21 protein-coding genes and 1 pseudogene are annotated in these 20,275 nt (G+C 47.7%); 17 read left to right on the forward strand and 5 right to left on the reverse strand.

Annotation, left to right across the window (positions count from 1 at the left end):
- Positions 1-17: 17 nt before the first annotated feature.
- A complete protein-coding gene (locus M1E03_RS04030; protein WP_043054465.1) occupies positions 18-926 on the reverse strand; it encodes a LysR family transcriptional regulator in 909 nt (302 codons plus the stop codon).
- A 190-nt stretch (positions 927-1,116) separates the two neighbouring features.
- Between M1E03_RS04030 and M1E03_RS04035 the strand changes: the two genes are divergently transcribed.
- Positions 1,117-1,812 (forward strand): MOSC domain-containing protein, encoded by a 696-nt coding sequence (locus tag M1E03_RS04035; protein ID WP_025809872.1) that lies wholly within the window; start codon positions 1,117-1,119, stop codon positions 1,810-1,812.
- 43 nt (positions 1,813-1,855) lie between these two features.
- On the opposite strand, the gene M1E03_RS04040 is transcribed toward M1E03_RS04035, so the two are convergent.
- Together M1E03_RS04040 and M1E03_RS04045 are read right to left on the reverse strand one after the other, a co-directional pair.
- Entirely contained in the window at positions 1,856-2,647 is a 792-nt protein-coding gene (locus M1E03_RS04040) for an SDR family NAD(P)-dependent oxidoreductase (RefSeq protein ID WP_195258452.1), read from the reverse strand.
- Positions 2,648-2,744: 97 nt separating this feature from the next.
- Complete coding sequence (locus M1E03_RS04045) at positions 2,745-3,425, reverse strand: GntR family transcriptional regulator (protein WP_026580098.1); 681 nt, start codon at positions 3,423-3,425, stop codon at positions 2,745-2,747.
- Between the two features lie 382 nt (positions 3,426-3,807).
- On the opposite strand from M1E03_RS04045, the gene M1E03_RS04050 reads away from it, so the two are divergent.
- The 8 genes and pseudogenes from M1E03_RS04050 to M1E03_RS04085 form a co-directional block, all read left to right on the forward strand.
- Entirely contained in the window at positions 3,808-4,758 is a 951-nt protein-coding gene (locus tag M1E03_RS04050) for an ABC transporter substrate-binding protein (RefSeq protein WP_458110692.1), read from the forward strand.
- A complete protein-coding gene (locus M1E03_RS04055) occupies positions 4,721-5,785 on the forward strand; it encodes a FecCD family ABC transporter permease (RefSeq protein ID WP_458110693.1) in 1,065 nt (354 codons plus the stop codon). The genes M1E03_RS04050 and M1E03_RS04055 overlap by 38 nt, the downstream gene beginning before the upstream one ends.
- The gene (locus M1E03_RS04060; protein WP_020452909.1) at positions 5,778-7,061 is read left to right on the forward strand and encodes an ABC transporter ATP-binding protein; all 1,284 of its coding nucleotides are present in this window, start codon (positions 5,778-5,780) and stop codon (positions 7,059-7,061) included. The genes M1E03_RS04055 and M1E03_RS04060 overlap by 8 nt, the downstream gene beginning before the upstream one ends.
- 189 nt (positions 7,062-7,250) lie before the next feature.
- The gene (gene dapA, locus M1E03_RS04065; RefSeq protein WP_020452908.1) at positions 7,251-8,153 is read left to right on the forward strand and encodes a 4-hydroxy-tetrahydrodipicolinate synthase; all 903 of its coding nucleotides are present in this window, start codon (positions 7,251-7,253) and stop codon (positions 8,151-8,153) included.
- Between the two features lie 4 nt (positions 8,154-8,157).
- Complete coding sequence (locus M1E03_RS04070) at positions 8,158-9,327, forward strand: iron-containing alcohol dehydrogenase (protein WP_023856244.1); 1,170 nt, start codon at positions 8,158-8,160, stop codon at positions 9,325-9,327.
- Between the two features lie 66 nt (positions 9,328-9,393).
- On the forward strand, positions 9,394-10,797 hold the full coding sequence (locus M1E03_RS04075; RefSeq protein ID WP_023856243.1) for a sodium:solute symporter family protein: 1,404 nt from the start codon (positions 9,394-9,396) through the stop codon (positions 10,795-10,797).
- Positions 10,797-11,975 carry a sialidase family protein gene (locus M1E03_RS04080; RefSeq protein ID WP_195258454.1) on the forward strand — a complete coding sequence of 393 codons (1,179 nt, stop codon included), beginning with the start codon at positions 10,797-10,799 and terminating at the stop codon, positions 11,973-11,975. Before M1E03_RS04075 ends, M1E03_RS04080 begins: the two co-directional genes overlap by 1 nt.
- A 103-nt stretch (positions 11,976-12,078) precedes the next feature.
- Positions 12,079-12,507 (forward strand): annotated as a pseudogene (locus M1E03_RS04085) (4-hydroxythreonine-4-phosphate dehydrogenase PdxA); the annotation flags it as partial.
- A gap of 49 nt (positions 12,508-12,556) precedes the next feature.
- Here the strand turns inward: M1E03_RS04085 and M1E03_RS04090 are convergent.
- A complete protein-coding gene (locus tag M1E03_RS04090) occupies positions 12,557-13,303 on the reverse strand; it encodes an SDR family NAD(P)-dependent oxidoreductase (RefSeq protein ID WP_101561487.1) in 747 nt (248 codons plus the stop codon).
- Between the two features lie 186 nt (positions 13,304-13,489).
- On the opposite strand from M1E03_RS04090, the gene M1E03_RS04095 reads away from it, so the two are divergent.
- The 8 genes from M1E03_RS04095 to M1E03_RS04130 all read left to right on the forward strand — a co-directional run bounded on the left by M1E03_RS04095 (position 13,490) and on the right by M1E03_RS04130 (position 19,848).
- Positions 13,490-14,068 carry a cob(I)yrinic acid a,c-diamide adenosyltransferase gene (locus M1E03_RS04095; protein ID WP_101561488.1) on the forward strand — a complete coding sequence of 193 codons (579 nt, stop codon included), beginning with the start codon at positions 13,490-13,492 and terminating at the stop codon, positions 14,066-14,068.
- Positions 14,069-14,199: 131 nt separating this feature from the next.
- Positions 14,200-15,153: a pectinesterase family protein gene (locus M1E03_RS04100; protein WP_216919557.1), complete on the forward strand. Its 954-nt coding sequence runs from the start codon at positions 14,200-14,202 to the stop codon at positions 15,151-15,153.
- A 172-nt stretch (positions 15,154-15,325) separates the two neighbouring features.
- Positions 15,326-15,712, forward strand: coding sequence for a protein liaI (locus M1E03_RS04105; RefSeq protein WP_023856236.1), 387 nt, complete (start codon positions 15,326-15,328; stop codon positions 15,710-15,712).
- Between the two features lie 20 nt (positions 15,713-15,732).
- Positions 15,733-16,416 (forward strand): stress responsive protein LiaH, encoded by a 684-nt coding sequence (gene liaH / locus M1E03_RS04110; RefSeq protein WP_023856235.1) that lies wholly within the window; start codon positions 15,733-15,735, stop codon positions 16,414-16,416.
- Positions 16,417-16,522: 106 nt separating this feature from the next.
- The gene (gene liaG, locus M1E03_RS04115) at positions 16,523-17,386 is read left to right on the forward strand and encodes a LiaG family protein (RefSeq protein ID WP_023856234.1); all 864 of its coding nucleotides are present in this window, start codon (positions 16,523-16,525) and stop codon (positions 17,384-17,386) included.
- Between the two features lie 30 nt (positions 17,387-17,416).
- The gene (gene liaF, locus M1E03_RS04120) at positions 17,417-18,148 is read left to right on the forward strand and encodes a cell wall-active antibiotics response protein LiaF (RefSeq protein WP_145654535.1); all 732 of its coding nucleotides are present in this window, start codon (positions 17,417-17,419) and stop codon (positions 18,146-18,148) included.
- Entirely contained in the window at positions 18,145-19,209 is a 1,065-nt protein-coding gene (liaS, locus tag M1E03_RS04125; RefSeq protein WP_023856232.1) for a two-component system sensor histidine kinase LiaS, read from the forward strand. Before liaF ends, liaS begins: the two co-directional genes overlap by 4 nt.
- A 3-nt stretch (positions 19,210-19,212) precedes the next feature.
- Positions 19,213-19,848, forward strand: a complete 636-nt coding sequence (locus M1E03_RS04130; protein ID WP_458110694.1) for a response regulator — start codon at positions 19,213-19,215, stop codon at positions 19,846-19,848.
- Positions 19,849-19,884: 36 nt separating this feature from the next.
- Here the strand turns inward: M1E03_RS04130 and M1E03_RS04135 are convergent, their stop codons facing one another.
- A complete protein-coding gene (locus M1E03_RS04135; protein WP_026580093.1) occupies positions 19,885-20,268 on the reverse strand; it encodes a hypothetical protein in 384 nt (127 codons plus the stop codon).
- Positions 20,269-20,275: the final 7 nt, after the last annotated feature.

A 20,275-nucleotide genomic window follows, 5' to 3' on the forward strand; every position in this document is an offset into this window, starting at 1 on the left:
TGCAGAGGATCTTTCTTTTAACGCGGCGGCGCATCAGCGGTTTCGTTTTTGACCGAGGAAATCAGCAGTTCCATAAACACCCGGCTTGCAGCGCATATATGCTTGTTTTTACGGTAAACGATGCTGATTTCCGTCGTCAAATCCGGCATTTGAATCGGAATCGTCTGAATGGATTTATTTCCAATATCATCGAGATAGCCTTTCGGCAAAATGGTGGCGCCAATGCCTTTACCAACCATGTTCATGATCGATTCCATCGTTGTCATTTCCATGACTGGCCGAGGTTCGAATCCAAACGTGCGGCACTTTTCGTTGATCAGCTGCCGCAAAAAATACGTCTCAGGCAGCAAGATAGATGGAATCTCCCTTAACACGTCAAGTGTGACAAACTGCCGTTTTGCAACCGGATTGTCAATAGGCACTGCGAGGGCGAGCTGCTGGGTAAGGAATGGAACGGTTTCCAGATCACTGTGTTCCACCCGCTGGGCTACAATGCCCAAGTCGAGCTCATTTTGCAGCAGCCGCTCGTAAATATCTCCGGTTCTCAGCCCTAAAACAGACAATTCAATATTGGGGTAGCTGCGGTGAAATTCGATCACGGTCCGGGGAAGCAAATAATTAACCACGGTCAACAGCGCCCCGATTTTTAGCGTTCCCCTCTTTAAACCTTGGAGCTCGCTGATTGCGTCTTGCGCCTGTGACAGTTCATGAAAGATATTGTAACAGTGCTGAAGCAGAATCTTTCCCGCTTCCGTCATTACGGTGCGTTTGCCTGAACGGTTAAACAAAGGCGTTCCGATTTCATGTTCAAGCAAACGGATTTGCTGGCTCAGCGAGGGCTGAGCGATATTCAGTTTTTCGGCGGCACGGGTAAAATGAAGCTCCCGGCACAATGCCATGAAATATTCCAATTGCTTTAGCTCCAATGCTTTATCCTCCTCTCCATTATAAAAAACAGACGAAACTCAACGATAGGTTTAACCTATTGTTTTTATAATAACGATTGAATGGTTTTATGATAAGAGGTCGATTATACTTAAATCTCAAAAGAGATGTGCAGCGTTGCTGTTCGGCCGCTGCCGTCTGCAGGACATTTGAATGTAAGAGGTGATATGAATGGAATATGCCGATATCCTTTCGATCAATGTAGGGAAGCCAGAGGCAATTCAGTTTCAAAATAAAGCTGTGTCTACCGGAATATACAAGAAGCCGGCAAGCGGCCCTATCTTCCTGTCATCTACTAATTTTGCGGGGGACGGGCAGGGGGATCTCGTTCATCATGGTGGCGCGGAAAAAGCAGTGTGTGTCTATCCGTATGAACATTATCTCTTTTGGGAAAAGGAACTGCAAAGAAAGCTGGAATACGGAGCATTTGGCGAAAATTTAACGATCAAGGGTCTGCTGGAGGATGACGTTCATATCGGCGATATCTTTCAGCTGGGTGAAGCTGTTGTACAGGTGAGCCAGCCAAGGCAGCCTTGCTATAAACTAACCGTAAGGTACGGTATGCCCGATATGATACTGAAGGTACAGGACACCGGATTTACGGGTTTTTACTTTCGCGTGCTGAAAGAAGGGTTCGTCTGTAAGGATCGTGGTCTGAAACGAATCTCACGCCACCCTAAAGGCATCACGATTTCTTACGCAAATCGCATCAAGCATCATGAAAAGAACAATATTGAGGGCATCAAAAAACTTCTCGAGGTGGAGGAACTGTCGGCAAATTGGCGGGCATCATGTTTAAAGCGGCTTAACGGTTTTGAGCCGGATGACCGCGAAAGGCTGACGGGAGGTCTGGAGAAGAGATCTTAACCCAAAAGGAAAAAATCCTCTGCCGATCGGCAGAGGATTTCTGTTAAATGGAGCGGATAATTCCGCCTTCCACTCTTTGAGCGGAACCGTTGATGGCCGCAGCTCTTTCGGAAGCGAGATAGACGATCGTACTTGCCACTTCTTCCGGTTTTGCATAGCGCTGAATCAAAGAAGTCGGCTCATTCACTTTGAAATAGTCTTTGACAAAAGTGTCTAAATCGGTTTTCTCCTGAGCTGCGGCACCCTCCATATAATTGGCGACGCCTTCCGTCCAGGTAGGTCCCGGAAGGACGGAGTTGACCGTCACATTTGTCCCTTTCGTCATTTCGGCCAAACCTCTTGATAAACTGATCAGAGCGGTTTTCGTCATTGAATAAGGGATCATCTGCGGAAGCGGTTTGATGCCGGCTTCGCTTGCCAAATTGAGAATCCTTCCCTTATTACGCTTCAGCATGGCCGGCAGAAACGCGCGGCAAAGTCTGACTGCGCTTAAAACGTTTACTTCAAAATATTTGAGCCACTCTTCGTCTGTCACCTCTGTGAAATCCTTCACTTCAAAGAAGCCCATATTATTGACGAGGACATCAAGCTCCCCGATTTTAGCGGTTTTTTCGACCAATGCCATGCTTTCTTCAGGATCGGATAAATCAGCGGCAATGCCGTGAACGTTTCCGTGCCGGGAAAGTTCCTCAACGACTGACTGGACTTTTTCTTCTGTCCGTCCGTTCACGATGACTTCGGCCCCTTCCGCCAAAAAGGCTTCCGCCGTTGCTTTTCCAATACCTGCAGTAGAACCTGTCACGAGTACGAGTTTGTCTTTCAGCTGTAAATCCATATGCCATCAATCCTTGTTTTAAGAGTTAAGATGAAAAAACATCTAATGAACAGTATATCGCAGCTGGATACCTCGGTCGAAAATCGTGCTTGTCGTTTTATTGTTCCTTGTCTTTTAAAATCTTATGAATATCTTCCATCGGACGGAGCCAATTCTTTTTCATCACTTCAGCCGCCAATTTCGGATCGTTTTTTTCAAAAGCGGCGATGATTTCCCAATGCTCGGCGGCAGACTGCAGTTTCGGAGCAGACGGCCGATTGAAAAACACATACTTCATCCGTCTGACATGAAGCTGCAGAACGGCGGAAAACTGAAGAACATACGGGTTTTTAGCCGCTTCTGTAATCAAATGGTGGAACTGTTCGTCCAGTTCAGCTGCATCGTGGTTCCGCTCCTCTTTAAAAGCGGTTTCGTATTGAGCCGCGAGTTTTTTGAGCTCGGCGATCTCTTCTTCAGTCAAAAGCGGAGCGGCCAGTTCTGCCGCCAGAGCCTGAAGATGTGCGAGCGGGGGATAGACGGCCAGCGCATCATCGGGATGAATAAGCGTGATCTTTGTTTCTTTTCCCGGCTTCATTTCCACAAAGCCTTGAGATTCGAGGAGCTGAAGCGCTTCTCTAACCGGTGTGCGGCTGACGCCGAGCGCTTCGGCCAGATCGACGTCCGTGACTTTTTCGCCGGGTTCAAGGGTTCCGTCGACAATCCAGCGCTGCAATTGATGAAACGCTTTTTCCTTTGCTGAAAGTCTGACCTGCGGCGTATAGTTTTTCGGTATCGGCATAAAACCACCCTTTCTCTATATGCAATATATCGTAAATACTTTAGCAAAAACAACGTTTTTTCAGTTGAAAATCTCCTTTTCAGAATCTCATATACAGACCTGTGTCGATTATAGTATAATAATTCCGAAATTAGGACACGAATGAGTCAGAAAGGCGCTGCCCAGAAGCGGCTAATAGGGGAGCCGGCGAGAGAGCCCCCCGCGAGCAGTTCGGCGGGCCGGGAGCGATCAACCGCAAGCCGGAATAACCGCCTGGATGATGACCGCGTTATCTGCGAAGACAGATGCGGTATAAGCGATGTGCTCTTTTTTTGTACGTTCCTGGTTTACTGCATCTTTACTGAGTAGAGATGTTTTTATTTTATCCCGAGGAGGAAGCAGAATGAAGAAGTTAGGGCTTTTATTGCTGTCACTGCTGTTGGCCGCCGGCGTTCTTAGCGGCTGCGGTCAAGCGCAAAAGCCGGCAGAACAGCAAAAACAGGAGAAGGCGGCTGAAGCGTTTCCGGTCACCATAAAAGATGCTTCAGGACAAGAGGTCAAAATTGAAAAAGAACCGAAGAAAATCGTCTCTCTGATGCCGAGCAATACCGAAATTACATACGCCCTTGGCCTGGGGAAGAAAGTCGTCGGCGTGACGGATTTTGATACATATCCAAAAGAAGTGAAAAACGTTGAAAAAATCGGGGGCATGGAATTCAACACAGAAAAAATCATTTCGTTAAATCCCGACTTGGTCTTGGCCCACGCATCGAGCATGCAGAGTGCCAAAGAAGGGCTAAAGCAGCTGGAGGATGCAGGAATTACGGTGATGACCGTGAATGATGCGGCCTCTTTTAAAGAGGCGTACCAGTCCATCGAAATGATCGGAAAAGCTGCCGGTGCAGAGGATCAAGCGGCAAGCCTGATCAAGGGCATGAAATCTGACCTGGCTGACATAAAAGAAAAAGCTGCCGGCATATCTAAAGACGATCAAAAGAAAGTATTTGTCGAAGTGTCTCCGGCTCCGGACATTTATACGACCGGAAAAGGCACCTTTATGGATGAAATGCTTGAAGCGATCCATGCGGAAAATGCCGCTTCCGCGCAGAAAGGCTGGACCAAAATAACGGAAGAAGCGATCGTCAAGCTGAATCCCGATGCGATCGTGACGACAAACGGTAAATCCGCAGTCAGCGAAATTAAAAAACGAAGCGGCTGGAACGGTGTAAAAGCGGTCAAAAATAACGAAGTATACGACGTGGACCCTGACCTCGTGACCCGTCCGGGGCCGCGATTGATCAAAGGGGTCGAAGAGCTTGCTGAACATATTTACCCTGACGTTTTTAAAAAATAACCGCTTCGCGGCATATGCCTTCAGCCTGATGTTTCTGTCGGCATCTGTTCTTATAGGAATCTCTATCGGATCTTTGGAGATTCCCATTCCTTCTATTATCAAGGTTTTTTTGAACGAATGGTTTGGTATTCAAGGGTTAAATCCCGATCCGACAGAGGCGAACATCATCATGAAAATCAGACTGCCGAGGGTGGTGCTGGCCGCTCTTGTCGGCGCGGGGCTTGCTGCTGCGGGAGCCGGGTTTCAGGGGCTCTTGAAAAACCCGCTCGCAGATCCGTATACGCTCGGCATTTCGTCAGGCGCGGCCGTCGGTGCAGTGGTCACGCTGTTTTTTGGGATTCAGCTGCCGGTGATCGGAAGTTTTACACTGCCGTTTTTAAGCGTTGCCGCGGCCGTTGTCGTGATTTTTTTGGTTTTGTTCTTTGCGCGGCTCGTACACCCTTCATTGACCCTGTCTGCTTTGATTTTGACAGGAATCATCTTCAGTTCTTTTTTGGGTGCGCTTATTTCTCTCATGATCGCATTGACCGGCGATGATTTAAAACCGATCGTCCACTGGCTGCTCGGCAGTGTATCGATGAGAGGCTGGGGTTATATCGCGCTGTTTCTGCCCTTTTTTGCGGTTGGTGCTGCCGCGCTTTTGATCAGCGGGAGAGAACTGAATGTGATGACTTATGGCGAGGAAAAAGCGAGGCTCCTCGGTGTGAATGTGAAGCGAAGTAAGTATGTCGTTCTGTTGGCGGGAGCTATTTTAACTGGCAGTGCGGTTGCTGTGTCTGGAACCATTGGCTTTGTCGGTCTCGTCATTCCGCATTTTATCCGGCTTTTCTCTATTACGGATCACCGTCATCTTCTGCCGCTCTCGATGCTGAACGGTGCTTCGTTCCTTGTGCTGTCAGATCTTTTGTCGAGAACCATCATTGAGCCGTCCGAGCTGCCGATCGGTATTATTACCGCACTGATAGGAGCGCCTGTTTTCGGGTTTATTTTGATTCGGCGCTACCGGGGAGGGCGAATTCATGATTGATGTCATCCGTGTGTCCGGCGGCTACGGAAAAACGGATGTCTTACAGGACATCAGCTTTGCTGTAAAGCCGGGTGAATTTTTAGGAATTCTTGGTCCGAACGGCAGCGGAAAAACTACTTTGCTGAAAATGTTGTCGGGAACAATCGCGCCTCGAAGCGGCGAGGTGCTGCTTGAATGCCGTTCAGTCGGGGCGTACCAAACGAAAGAGCTCGCTCGCAAAATGGCGGTCCTTCCTCAAAAAACGGAGCAGGCCTTTTCCTTTACGGTGGAGGAAACGGTACAGTTTGGCCGCTACGCGTATCAATCAGGCCTTTTTCGGCAGCTGACAGCGGAAGACCATGATATCGTGAAGAGGGTGATGAAGCAGACAGACACGCTTCGTTTCGCTCAAAAATCCATTCATGAGCTGAGCGGCGGAGAGCAGCAGCGGGTGTATTTAGCACAGGCACTTGCCCAGGAACCCGAATATTTGCTGCTTGATGAACCGACGAGTTTTCTCGATTTGTCATTTCAAAAGAGTCTGCTTGATTTAATGAAACAAGAAACGGCTGCATCCAAACTCGCAGTGGTCGGGGTGTTTCATGATGTGAATATTGCGAGTTTATACTGTGACCGCCTGCTGTTGTTGAAAGATGGAAAGGCGGAAGTTCTTGACCGCCCGGAAGCCGCCCTTTCTGCCGAGGGTATCGGAAGAGTGTATGATACGGGCATCACAGCGCTGGACCATCCTCAGCGTGCAAATCCGCAGTTTACGATCAAGGCGAAAACCATCCCGGAGAAAACCGAGCCCCTCTTTTTAAAAGAGCGGATTGAACAATATTTGCCGCATGGCATCGCATTTTCGGCAGACCGCCCGCTGCGTCTTCTGTCCTCTGAAACAGGCTTTGCATGGAGACGAAAGCTTGTCTTCGCAAGCGGAAACAACTCTGGATTGCCGCATGACCTGTCAGCCTATGAACAGGAAACGCTGTTTATCCAACATGATGCTGAATTGGCTGACTGTCATATTGTGTCGGAAAAGGGTGATCTTTGCATCGTCGGTATGAAAGATACGGCGGGGCGTTTGATCATATGGGTGTTAGTTGACGGCTGTTTGCAAGATGGTCAATTTGTAACGGCGATAAGTGCTGCAGCAAATGCCGCAGCCGAGCACCATATTCCGTGCAGCGATGTGCTTGTAGCGGCCACTCAATCCGGCCGGTCAGCGTATCAAACTGCCTTTTTTACAGAAATTCAAAATAAAACAGCGGCTTGTGTGAAAGTTTTAAAAGGTTAAATTTGGGCCTGTCTTTGGACAGGTTTTTTTATTGTTTTAAAACGCATCAGCTGAAGGTGAGGTTTCATTCTTTTGTCCCGAATTCGAAAAAATGTGTTGTTAAATGAATCATAACACCTTTATAATAAAATTTGTGAAAGCGTTTTACTATTTAAATGTTTAAAAATGCAACAGAGGAGGCGAGATCACTTGAAAGTAGAGGGGATTATCCCTGCCATACTGACACCGCTTACAAAAGAACAGGCTTTTCATGCGGGCGCAGCCGAAAAGCTGGTGAATGATCTTATTGATTCAGGCGTCCATGGCATTTTTGCTTTAGGGACAAATGGCGAATTTCATTTATTCTCGCAAGAGGAAAAGCTTCAAATTGCTGAAACAGTTGTAAAAGCGGTTAATAAACGAGTGCCTGTTTTCATCGGGGCAGGAGAAAACAGTACTGAGGCGACCATTTCCTTATCCAATCAAATGGCGGATATCGGAGCGGATGTTCTTTCGATTATTACGCCATACTTTGTCGCACCTTCGCAGGAGGAATTGTATCAGCACTTCCGCACGGTCTCTGAAAATGTCACGCTTCCTGTCCTGCTCTACAACATTCCGTCGAGAACAGGCGTATCATTGGAGCCCGAAACGGTTGAAAGGCTTGCGGCATTGCCGAACATTATCGGCATTAAGGACAGCAGCGGCAGCTTCGCCAATATTAAGGCGTATCTTGAGCGTACAAAAGAACAGTCCTTTTCCGTCCTGGCAGGAACTGATTCATTGATTTTAGACACATTGAAGGCGGGTGGAACAGGTGCTGTAGCTGCCACAGCCAATGTGCTTCCGCAAACCGTTGTTTCAATCTATGAATCTTTTAAACAAGGAAACATTGAAGAGAGCGAGCGCTATCAACAGCAGCTGCAACCGCTTCGTGATACGTTTTCACTCGGTTCACTGCCGGCACCGCTAAAAAAAGCAGCAGAGCTTGCCGGCATTGCCGTCGGGCCGCCTAAAAGTCCGATTGCAGAGCTGTCGGGAGAGCCGCTGCTAAAAGTAAAAAAGATGCTCGAAGGCTACGGAATTGAAGTAAAAATGGCAAAGGAGCAGTGAAGTTATGAAGACGCTTTATCATTTTCAAACGGCAGCCCGAATTGAGGCTGGTGCACATTCACTCAATTTGCTTGGCGATCACTTAGATCAGACCGGCTTGAATCAGATTCGTTCGGTGTTTATTTTAACTCAGCCGTCGATCGTTTCTCTCGGCTATGCAGACCAAATGAAAGAGGTGCTGGCCGAAAAAGGCATCTCAAGTGAAATTAACACCGATATACAGCCGGAGCCGACGGAACAAAATATCGAAGAGGTTTTTCAGCTTTTTTCTGAAGGAGGCCATGACGCGATTCTAGGAATTGGCGGAGGCAGTGTGCTAGATGCGGCTAAAATCCTCTCTGTTCTGAAAACAAATGAAAAACCGATTTCTGCTTTGATTGGGACGAATCTTGTTGAAAAGCCCGGCGTTCCGCTTGTGCTGATTCCGACAACATCCGGAACAGGGTCAGAGGTGACGCCGAATGCGATTGTGACGTTCCCGGAGAAAGAATTAAAGATTGGTATGGTCAGTCCCTATCTGCTGCCGTCGGTTGTGATTTTAGATCCGGTTTTGACGACCGGTCTTCCAAAAGCGATCACAGCTGCAACCGGAATGGATGCATTTACACACGCACTCGAATCCTATATTTCCAACAAAGCAAACCCATTCAGCGACATGTTTGCGCTTGAATCTATGAGACTGATTTCCTCCAGTATTCAGGAGGCCTACCATCATGGAGATAATCTGGAAGCGAGAGAAAAAATGCTCATTGGCGCCATGTATGGCGGAATGGCCTTGACAAGCGCAGGAACAGCGGCGGTTCATGCGATGGCTTACCCGCTCGGGGGAAAATACAAAATTTCGCACGGGGTGGCCAATTCAATGCTGCTTCCGCATGTAACGGCCTTCAATGCGGATCATGTGATTGACCGTCTTTCGGATGTGGCTGGCGTGATTGGAATTGAACCAAAGGGTTCGAAGGCAAGTCAAGCAGAGCGGGTCATACGGAAAATTGAAGAGTGGACCGCTGATTTGAACATTCCGCAAAATTTAAAGACATTCGGGGTATCAAAAGAGGATGTTCCATCGCTTGCAGAGGCGGCAGCCGACGTCAAACGGCTCATGGATAACAATCCAAAGCCGATGTCCATTGCGGAGATTGAAGCCGTCTATTTGAAATTGCTGGATATGTAGGTCGGGATCTGTACATGGTTTTCACCATGAGCCTGTAAATGGCTCACAAACAAAGGGGGAGTTTGGGTGGATGTCTTAAGCGGTTCGATCATAACGTTTATTTTGGTAGTGATTGTGGTTTACATTCTTTTTACGACGTGGCTGACGATGCGGTTTCGCAGTAAATCAAGTTCGGAATTCAACAATGCTGCCAAAACGCTGCCGGCGATTGTTGTCGGCATTCTGCTGATGAGTGAATTCATCGGCACCAAATCGACAATTGGGACCGCTGAATCAGCTTATACACATGGTTTAGCGGCTTCATGGTCGATTGTAACGGTCTCGATTGCATTTTTTATTTTTTCCTACTTCTTAGCCGGGAAATTTTATAAAACAGGCCAATATACGATCTCCGGCATTATTAGTGAAAAGTTTGGCCGTTCGACCAAGCTAGTCGTTTCTATCATTATGATTGTAGCCCTTTTACTTGTGAATCTTGGAAACTATTTAAGCGGATCGGCGGCAATTTCGTCTATTTTAGGTTTGCCGCTGATGACGTGTGCGATCATTACAGCGATTGTCAGCACCTTTTATTTTACGTTTGGCGGAATGAAGGGCGTTGCCTGGGTGACGATTTTGCATTCTCTTGTTAAATATGCTGGGGTTCTGATCACTTTAGGGGTTGCCCTCTATTTGACAAAAGGCTGGGAGCCGATGACGCAGCAGTTGCCGGAGCATTTCTTCACTTGGGACGGCAGCATCGGATGGGGGACAATCGGCGCCTGGTTTATCGGCAACATGGGGGCGATTTTCGCGACTCAGTTTATTATACAGGCTATTACATCATCGAAAAGTGAGAAAGATGCAAAGAAGTCGACGCTGTATGCAGCGCTGCTTTGTCTGCCGCTTGCGATTGCCATTGGAGTCATCGGCGTTGCTGCACGGTATTTGTACCCGGATATTGATCCAATTTACGCATTCCCGGTGTTTATGCAGCACATGAATCCTGTGCTGAGCGCGGTTGTGGCGACATCCCTTGTGGCGTCTATTTTCGTCGGCGTTTCGACGGTTGCGCTGGCGACAACGACGCTGATCATTGATGATTTTTATGTGCCGAAAGCAAACCCGACACCGGAACAGCGCATGAAAATCACGAGATATGTTTCGATTATCATCGGTTTTATTCCGCTGCTCGGCGTTGCGCTGGCGCCTGAATTGTTAACGCTTTCTTTCTTTACGAGGGCGCTTCGGACATCAATTGCCGTTGTGGCGGCGATGGGCTTTTATTTGCCATATTTCAATTCAAACCGCGGAGCAACAATTGGTCTGACGCTTTCAGGTATTACGACGACGGTATGGTATTTACTGGACAATCCGTTTGGCATCGATAACATGTACATCGCCATCATTGTCCCGTTTATTGTGCTCGTATTAGACCGTCTGATCAGCTCGCCTGCGAAAAAAGAGTCAAATGTGGAGGAGGAATTGTGATGAAACAAAGTGAAACTTCCCTGCCGATAGATGGGCGCATCAGAGAAAATAAAACTGACCCGGCCAGAAAGGATGCGTTTTTGCCGACAGACTGCCCGCAAAACCATGCAGCCAACCTGCTGGAGCTGGATAATGGTGATCTGTTGTGCGTCTGGTTTGGGGGAACGCAGGAAGGCATCCCTGATATATCGATTTACATGTCAAGGCTTGAAAGAGGAAGCGATGAGTGGACACAGGCAGAAAAGCTGTCAGATGATCCTTCCCGCTCCGAACAAAATCCTGTGCTTTTTCAAGAGCCTGACGGCCGGCTTTGGCTTATGTATACGGCACAGCTTTCCGGCAATCAGGATACAGCGATTGTCAGATACCGGACTTCAGACGATAGAGGCCGGACATGGAGTAAGATTGACACATTGTTTGCCGAAGCCGGGACTTTTATCCGCCAGCCGCTCATTGTTCTGGATAACGGCGATTGGCTGCTGCCTGTCTTTTACTGCATCACCTTGCCGGGCGTGAAATGGACTGGAAACCGTGACATCAGCGCGGTGAAAATTTCGTCTGATAAAGGCAAGACGTGGGAGGAAGTGAAGGTGCCGGGCAGTACCGGCTGTGTTCATATGAATATTGAAAAACTGCGCGACGGCACATTGCTTGCGCTGTTTAGAAGCCGTTTTGCAGACTCGATTTATTCGAGCCGCTCTATTGATAACGGCCGCACCTGGTCAGAGCCTGAGCCGACGGAGTTGCCGAACAACAACTCCTCCATTCAATTTACAGCCCTTCAAGATGGGACGCTTGCTCTCGTATATAATCATATGAATGCGAATGAAACGACCGAAAGAAGAGCATCTTTATACGATGAAATTGAGGATGAGGATGATACAAAAACAGGTGTTGACACAGAAGCGCGACCTGCCTTCTGGGGAGCTCCGAGGGCGCCGATGACATTGGCCCTTTCACAGGACGGCGGCATCACATGGCCTGTCAAAAGAAACATCGAAGTCGGCGATGGTTATGCGATGACGAACAACTCAAAAGACAAGCTCAACCGCGAATTTTCCTATCCGTCGATCAAGCAGGGGAAAGACGGTGATCTGCATATTGCCTTTACGTACTACCGTCAGGCGATTAAATATGTACGTGTTCCGCAAACGTGGGCCTTTGCCGGTCAAGAATAAAGCCGTTTGAGCGCGCGGCACTTGATGGAATGAAGGGTATATCATTTATGATTTAAGTTCGAGAGGCTGTCCCAATCGTTTGAAGGGACTCCCTCGTGATGTGAAACGGGTGTACACGACAATTCAATTGGCGTATGACACGCTCATTCGCGCAGGCATTCCGCAGCCGAAAATCTCCGTATGCGGCATGACCCCCCATGGCAGTGAGAATGGTTTGTTTGGACATGGAGAAGGAGAAGAGAAAATTGTTCCTGGTGTTGACCGCAGGCATTCGGTCCGCTGCCCGCTGGCACGCTTTTCTTCAGAGCAGTGAGAGGCGACTTTGATATAGTGGTGGCGATGTATGACGATCCAGGACACGGTCCGCTTGGCCTTAAGGCCGGTGTGAGCATTACAGTCGGCCTGCCGATGATCCGTACGAGTGTTGACCATGGAACAGCCTTTGGATAATGAGGGAACCGGCAAAGCTGATCCTGCGAGTTTAGAAGAAGCAGTGAGACAGGCGATCGTGCTGTCCGTCCGGTCCGCTTGAGCGGCATATATATAAAAGAAGAGCCTTCCAGTTAAGGAGGCTCTTCTTTTTAGTTCATGTAGGTCCCGCCGTTAATATTAATGGTTTCGCCCGTTATAAAATCAGATTGATCAGAGGCTAGGAAGGCGACAACGTTTGCGACATGCTCGGGTGAGCCGATCATTTTCAGCGGAATCCGCTCAATGACAGCTGCGCGATACTCCTCGCTCCACTGCTTGCTCATATCCGTTTCAATCGGTCCCGGGCAGACGGCGTTGACATAAATGCGGTGTGCAGCGAGCTCCTTTGCCAAATGCATCGTTAAATAGTTGATGCCTGCTTTCGATGCACCGTAAGCAGGAGAGGCATTGTGATGCGGTGTTTTGCTCGTCGTTGAGCTCATGTTTACAATTTTTCCGCCGCCCTGCGTGATCATCTCCGGGATGACAGCCTGACACATGAGAAAGGTGCCGGTTAAATTTAAATCTATCACTCTTTTCCACTCTTCAAGCGATGTATCAATGGTTGTTTTCCGCAAATTAATGCCCGCATTGTTGACCAAAATATCGATCCGCCCAAACTGCTGTTTTGCTTCAGCTATGAGAAGCGAGGCTGTTTCTGGCAAACTGGCATCACCTGCAACATAAGAAGCGCGCTTTCTCTCAGTATTCAATTGTGTGCACAGGGACTTGAGCAATTCTTCGTTTGTCCCGTTGATGACGACATTTGCCCCTTTATCCGCAAGCGTCTCTGCAACAGCTTTGCCGATGCCGCGGCTTGCACCGGTAATAATCGCCGTTTGCTGATTCAATTCCATCCTCATCCCACCTGTCTTTGAATAAAACCGTTTTCATGTCTATTATAAAATTGAGTGTTTCTTTATTCAACAAAACTTTATTTCGATAATTGCTATTCGTTTTTTTTGTTTCATAATGGAACAATTCCTGCAGCCGTTAGAAACAGGGTATACTATAGAAACAAGTAATAAAGAAGGGAGAATGAAATGAAACTATACACAAAAACAGGCGATAAGGGAAAAACGAGTTTAATTGGCGGAAAGGCGGATAAAGATCATCTTAGAGTGGAAGCGTACGGCACATTGGATGAAGCAAACAGTTTCATCGGGCTGGCTCAGTCTTATTTAAAAGCAGAAGAAGCGCTGTTTCAAGATGTTCTGTCAGAGTTGACCGCCATCCAGCATGAGCTGTTCGACTGCGGCACTGATTTGGCGTATGTCAATGTTCAGGAAGAAGGCAAGCTCAAGACTGAATCAATCACCATGCTTGAAGAACGAATTGATGCCTATGTCGAGGAAGCGCCGCGGCTGACCAAGTTTATTCTTCCGGGCGGAACAGAAGCGGCATCATTTTTGCATGCGGCGAGAACGGTCATCAGAAGAGCTGAACGAAAGATTGTCGCTTTGGCCAAAGAAGAAGACATTCCGCCGCTTGCGCTGCCATACGTCAACCGGCTGTCCGATTATTTATTTGCGGCGGCGCGCATTGTCAATCACCGGCTCGGGGAAGTGGATGTCGAATATGAACGAAGCGCTGATGTATTCCGGACAAAGAAAAACTCATGAATGAGAAATCCGCCAATCGTTATCGAACAGAAATGGGCCGATTGATCAAATCAAGCCGTTTTCCGGCAGGGGAAAACGGCTTTTTGTCGTAAACCTTTAAGTAAGCGTTTTCAAAGAGAGGGAGTGTTCAAGTGGTTAATCGGGAGGCAGCTGCTATAAGGCTGACGGTTTCGAAGGATGGAGACGGCGAATTTCAAACCATTCAAGAGGCGATCGATGCTTTGCCTGAGTACAGTCGGGAACAGAAAGTGATATTCATTAAAAAAGGAGTTTACAAAGAAGTCGTTCATATTCCGGCTACAAAGCCGTTTGTGAAGCTGATCGGCGAAGATCGTTACGAGACTGTGATTACGTATGACAACTATGCCGGAAAAGAAAAGGAAGGAGGAGGGAAATACGGCACGACCGGAAGTTCAAGCGTGTTTATTTATGCGGATCATGTTGAAGCTGAAAATCTGACGTTTGAAAACTCGTTCGACCGCACGAAAGTCGATACGACCGATACACAAGCGGTGGCGGTTTATGCGAAAGGAAACAGGATGACGTTCAAACATGTCAGGTTTATAGGCAGACAAGATACACTGTTTGTCAATGACGGTACACAATATTTTTATCAATGCTATATAGAAGGCGATGTCGATTTCATTTTCGGAGGAGCAAGAGCAGTGTTTGAAGAGTGCCAGATCCATAGCGCTGACCGCGGGTCCGCTACCAATAACGGTTATGTAACAGCTGCGAGCACGCATATCGCAAAGCCGTTCGGTTTATTGATGACAAACTGCAGACTGACAAGCGATGCCGCAGATGGAACGGTATACCTCGGGCGCCCTTGGCATCCGGGAGGAGACCCCGACGCCATCGCCAGTGTACTATATCACCGCTGCGATTTAGGCGCACACATCAAGCCTGAAGGATGGACGGATATGTCGGGCTTTTCGGCAGCCGATGCCAGATTGTATGAATACGAGAATACGGGTCCTGGTGCGATATCACATGAGGATCGAAAGCAGCTTGCCGATCATGAGGCTGAGAAATGGACAATTGAAAACGTATTGGACGGCTGGAATCCTAAAGTTGAATCATAGCAAGGCAACGTGCAGAAAGACCGCTCTCTGGCTGAGATGAGCGGTCTTTTTATGCGAGCGGGTCCGATTTGCAGTACGACTAGGGTCGTACTGCAAAATCAATCTGTGACTCGTTTTGTCGAAGCCTGAAATTGACTATAGTAAAGACATGAACGAGAAAGGAGGAGCAAATATGAATATAAATGGAAAGTCCATCATCGGCTTTTTTCTAATCCTTTTTGGCGTCTCCCTGTTTTTCGGCGGAGGCCATTTCGGCGGATTGGTTACAGGTGCTATTGGAGCATTGCTTCTATTCTATTCCGTGAAAAAATGGAAGGAAGGGCGCCAGTTTGCCGCGGTACTGGCCGCGATCTTCGGCATCATGTTTTTGGGAGGGTCATTGCCGTTTCTGATCGGCATCGCGGTTGCTGCAGCGATGGTTTATTTCGGATGGAAAATGATGAAGCAGGATGACAAACAGAATGACATCCTTTATTCAGAGAAAACGGAGCCTTCTGCAGCTTCATATGACACAGGCTTTGATGCAGAGTGGGAAGACTTTTTGAAAAAGAATAAATAATATTTTAGGAGGACGAGATCATGGCTTTAAAAAGAATCAGAGACATGTTTGTCGCATCAGTAAATGAAGGATTGGATAAACTTGAGAACCCCCGGGTGATGCTGAATCAATACGTACGCGACATGGAAAGTGATATCGCTAAGGCGAAGCATACCATTGTCAAGCAGCAGACAATTGAACATAGTTTTAAAGGAAAAGTGGAAGAAGCCGAAAAGCTTGCTGTCAAGCGAAGAAACCAGGCTCAGCTCGCTTTTGATGCGGGTGAAGAAGAACTTGCTAAAAAGGCGCTCTCAGAAATGAAGTATTTTGAAGAAAAAGCTGCCGAATATAAGGACGCTCACCAGCACGCGAAAAAGCAGCTTGCCGAATTAAAGGAACAGCTTGAGACACTCGAAATTAAACTGCGCGATGTCAAAGACCGCAAGCATGCGCTGATCGCCAGGGCAAACGCGGTAAAAGCGAAAGAACATATGAATGCATCATTTAATAAAATCGACAGCGAAAGCGCCTACCGGGAATTTATGAGAATGGAAAACCGCATTGAAGAGATGGAAACAAAGGCGAACAGTTATGCTGAATTATCCGCTTCATCAAGCAGCCCATTCGGCCGCCTTGAATATGCAAAAGAGGTAGAAGAAGAGCTGGAAAAAATGAGGGCTAAAAAGACAGGCTTGGAAAAGCAGACGCCTGCGGGAAATGCGTAAACGAATAGGGGCTCTCATAGGCCCCTTATGCAATTTTTGATTTCTTTCATAGATCATTTTCCTTATAATAAGGAGCATACACTTACTAGCCGAAAGGGTAATCCAAATGAAAAAAACGGTTGGAAAACTGCTGATTATCGCCGGCATTCTTATCCTTGTCGGGATGATGTTGAATGGGCGCGAAGGCTTTTCATTCTTCGGCTTCGATGACGAGTCAGCCCGCACATATCATGCACAGGGAAAAGACATCGATAAAATTGACATTGATGCAAAGAGCATAACAGTCAACATTCAAGCTGAAAACCGCGATGATATAAAAGCTGAGATTTCGGGAAAAAACGTCCGGCTTGATTCGTCTGAACAGGGGCGTACACTCCGGCTTTCCGCTGATTCGAAGGGCTTTTGGCCGTTTTTCTGGAGTAAAAAAGAGCTGATTGTCAAGATTCCTTCTGAATATAAAGAAGATCTGTCGATTTCTTCGGGAAGCGGAAATGTCAAACTGTCCGGCGGAGGTCTGCATTTGCGAAATGTAGCCTTGAAGTCGGGAAGCGGCAGCCTCAAGGCCGATGATCTTCAGGCGGTAGACCTTTCTGTAAAAGGGACCTCGGGGTCGGTCAGGCTGGAAAACGTTCAAACCACAGAAGGCGACATCCGCTCCACATCCGGTCATACAAAACTTGAAAATGTCACCGGCAGACTGAGCATCAAACAGACTTCAGGCAATTTGCGCGCTTCTTTTACAGAGATCAATGATCCTCTGAGCATCAAACAAACATCCGGAAACACCAAGCTTAAACTTCCCGATGATGCCGACATCAGTCTTAAAGCCGAGTCGACAAGCGGAAACATCAGTCATTCCTATTCATTTGATCAAGTTGCCAATGAGAAGCGGACACTGACTGGAAAAAAAGGAAATGGAAAAAATAAAATCGACATCTCCATCACGAGCGGGAATGTCTCAATTGAGTAATCAACAAAAAGAAAGGGGGCTCGAGTCAGCATGCGACTTACTAAAAACCAGCTGATCGGACTGATCATCGTACTCTTCGGAATCAGCATATTTTTGCAAAACAGCGGGCTTGGAGACGCGTTATTCTGGCCGCTCGCTTTTCTTTTTGCCGGTTATTTTCTCCATAAATATTCCCGCCGCTGGCTCGGGTCTGTCATGTATATCTTTGCGGGCTTTCTGCTGCTGAAGAACATCTTCAGCATTACATTCAGCCTGTTCGGCTTCTTCTTTGCCGCTTTCTTAATTTATGCGGGGTACCGGCTGGTGACAAATCAGCCGGTATTTGATCGCCATAAGCCGAAAGGCAGGGAGAAGGAAAAGACGGATTCCAAGCCGCTTCAGGAGAAGAACAGCCCGGGACAGCGCAGCTTTTTTTTCGGTGATGTAAAATTGATGAAAACACCTTTTGACTTAAATGACTTGAATATCTCCGGGTTTATCGGTGACGTGAAAATCGATTTGTCAAAAGCGATTATTCAAGAGGGAGAAAACACCATCGTCATCACGGGGTTGATCGGAGATGTCGATATTTACATCCCGTCCGACCTTGAAGTGTCCATCAGCTCCTCTGCGTTCATTGGAGACATTGACGTTATCGGCGGCCGAAAAAGCGGCATCGGCAATCAAATCTATACCGAGACAGAGAATTACGAGCAGTCGGCACGACGGGTCAAAATTTCGATTTCGCTGTTTATCGGCGATGTGGATGTGCGGTTCATATGAGAACGAACAGGCTTGCAAACATTCAATGGCGCGCCGTCCGCTTATCCCTAGGTGTCAGCTTTACGATTTTTCTTGCTGTATTGGGCTTTATGCTGTTTTACTACCAGCTGGATCCGAGGGTGCTTATCGTTTCCAGGTGGTTCGGGATTCCGTTTATCGCGCTTCTCGCATTGATCAGCGCAGCTGTCGGATTCGGCTCAGGTTATATGTTCGGCAATCAGCTGAAAAAACGGCTTGAAAAGCTGATCGAATCCATTCTAAAGTACGAAAACGGCAACTTTGCCTACCGGATTCCGTCGCTTGGAGACGATGAGATCGGACTGGCCGCCGACCAGCTCAATGAGATGGCCAAACGGATCGAAAGACAGGTCGCCTCTTTGCAAAAGCTGTCCAACGAGAGAGCGGAATGGCAGGATCAAATGAAAAAATCGGTGATCTCTGAAGAGCGGCAGCGTCTTGCGCGCGAATTGCATGATGCGGTGAGCCAGCAGCTGTTTGCGATTTCCATGATGACTTCGGCGGTATTGGAGGGGATCGATGCTGCCGCTGACGAAAAGCTCGCTCAAAGGCTGAAAATGGTCGAAAAAATGGCGGCCGACGCCCAGAATGAAATGAGGGCGCTGCTTTTGCATTTACGACCTGTTACCCTTGAAGGGAAAGGTTTAAAAGAAGGGCTTGCAGACCTTTTGAAAGAATTTAAAGCGAAACAGTCGGTCGACATCGATTGGGAGATCGAGGATGCAGGCAAACTTCCGAAAGGTGTGGAAGACCACCTGTTCAGGATCGTTCAAGAAGCGCTCTCAAACGTGTTCCGGCATTCAAAAGCGACAAAAGTCACCGTCAGACTGCTGCTCAGGAACAAGCAGCTCCAGTTGAAAGTCATTGACAACGGTGAAGGATTTATGATGGACGCCGTCAAAACATCTTCATACGGGCTGAACTCGATCAAGGAAAGGGCCAGTGAAGTCGGCGGAGTGGCCGAAATCATTTCATTTACGGGAAAAGGAACACAGGTTGATGTAAAGGTTCCGATTTTTGAACAACAAAAAGGAGAGGCTTAAAAGGTGATTCGAGTATTGTTAATTGATGATCATGAAATGGTGAGAATGGGGCTGGCCGCTTTCCTGGAATCCCAGCCTGATATTGAAGTGATTGGAGAAGCATCAGACGGGAAGCGCGGCGTTGAATTGGCACTTGAAACCAAACCCGACGTGATTTTGATGGATCTTGTGATGGAAGGGATGGACGGAATTGAGGCCACGAAAGAAATTTGCCGGCAGCTTGCCGATCCGAAAATTATCGTTCTGACGAGCTTCGTTGATGATGACAAGGTCTATCCGGTCATCGAAGCCGGAGCGCTCAGCTATTTGCTGAAAACGTCGAAAGCGAGTGAAATCGCCGATGCGATCAGGGCTGCGAGCGTTGGAGAACCAAAGCTTGAAGCCAAAGTCGCAGGAAAAGTGTTGTCCAAGCTGAGACATTCAGCCGGCGAACAGCCCCTTCATCAATCGCTGACAGCGAGAGAATTGGAAATTCTCAAGCTTTTAGCAGAAGGCAAAACGAACAAAGATATTGCCGAAGAATTATTTATCACCATTAAAACAGTTAAAACGCATGTGACAAACATCCTTTCCAAGCTTGAAGTCGACGACCGGACACAAGCCGCAGTCTACGCCCACCGAAACAAACTTGTCGACTGACAAAACAAAAAACAGCTTTCTCAAGAAAGCCGTTTTTCAGCCGTTCCAATATTTTCGGTCCTCATCTGCAGGAAGAGTGAATGAATCTGTTTCAACCGTGCGGGCGGTAAGTTGGGCGGTCTCGTTTTCCTCGCGTGCATGTTCGCCCGCTGTGACGTTTTGGCAAATGATGCCGAGCCGCTCGGTTACTATGGCATTGTGCTTCTCCTGCAAGTCGATCAATTTGCCGATGCCTAGCAAAATGAATCCGCCGATGAAGCAAAAAAACGGAGTGGTGAGGTATGTGCCGATCGTAAAGAAAAGCATCGACTGCGAATCCTCCATAAACGGATCATAAGCGACATCGCTGATAATGAATCCGGACAAAATGACGGCCGCTGCAATCAAAAAAATGCCTGTCATGTGCAATATCCGCTTCAAGCTCATC

The sequence above is a fragment of the Bacillus sp. PK6-013 genome (assembly GCF_054161445.1).

What these genes read in the sequence shown, in the direction of transcription:
- M1E03_RS04105 (WP_023856236.1), top strand. Translation starts at nt 15,326, where the DNA reads ATGAATATAAATGGAAAGTCCATCATCGGCTTTTTTCTAATCCTTTTT.
- liaG (WP_023856234.1), top strand. Translation starts at nt 16,523, where the DNA reads ATGAAAAAAACGGTTGGAAAACTGCTGATTATCGCCGGCATTCTTATC.
- liaS (WP_023856232.1), top strand. Translation starts at nt 18,145, where the DNA reads ATGAGAACGAACAGGCTTGCAAACATTCAATGGCGCGCCGTCCGCTTA.
- M1E03_RS04095 (WP_101561488.1), top strand. Translation starts at nt 13,490, where the DNA reads ATGAAACTATACACAAAAACAGGCGATAAGGGAAAAACGAGTTTAATT.
- M1E03_RS04090 (WP_101561487.1), bottom strand. Translation starts at nt 13,303, where the DNA reads ATGGAATTGAATCAGCAAACGGCGATTATTACCGGTGCAAGCCGCGGC.
- M1E03_RS04035 (WP_025809872.1), top strand. Translation starts at nt 1,117, where the DNA reads ATGGAATATGCCGATATCCTTTCGATCAATGTAGGGAAGCCAGAGGCA.
- M1E03_RS04080 (WP_195258454.1), top strand. Translation starts at nt 10,797, where the DNA reads ATGAAACAAAGTGAAACTTCCCTGCCGATAGATGGGCGCATCAGAGAA.
- M1E03_RS04050 (WP_458110692.1), top strand. Translation starts at nt 3,808, where the DNA reads ATGAAGAAGTTAGGGCTTTTATTGCTGTCACTGCTGTTGGCCGCCGGC.
- M1E03_RS04060 (WP_020452909.1), top strand. Translation starts at nt 5,778, where the DNA reads ATGATTGATGTCATCCGTGTGTCCGGCGGCTACGGAAAAACGGATGTC.
- liaF (WP_145654535.1), top strand. Translation starts at nt 17,417, where the DNA reads ATGCGACTTACTAAAAACCAGCTGATCGGACTGATCATCGTACTCTTC.
- liaH (WP_023856235.1), top strand. Translation starts at nt 15,733, where the DNA reads ATGGCTTTAAAAAGAATCAGAGACATGTTTGTCGCATCAGTAAATGAA.
- M1E03_RS04045 (WP_026580098.1), bottom strand. Translation starts at nt 3,425, where the DNA reads ATGCCGATACCGAAAAACTATACGCCGCAGGTCAGACTTTCAGCAAAG.
- M1E03_RS04070 (WP_023856244.1), top strand. Translation starts at nt 8,158, where the DNA reads ATGAAGACGCTTTATCATTTTCAAACGGCAGCCCGAATTGAGGCTGGT.
- M1E03_RS04040 (WP_195258452.1), bottom strand. Translation starts at nt 2,647, where the DNA reads ATGGATTTACAGCTGAAAGACAAACTCGTACTCGTGACAGGTTCTACT.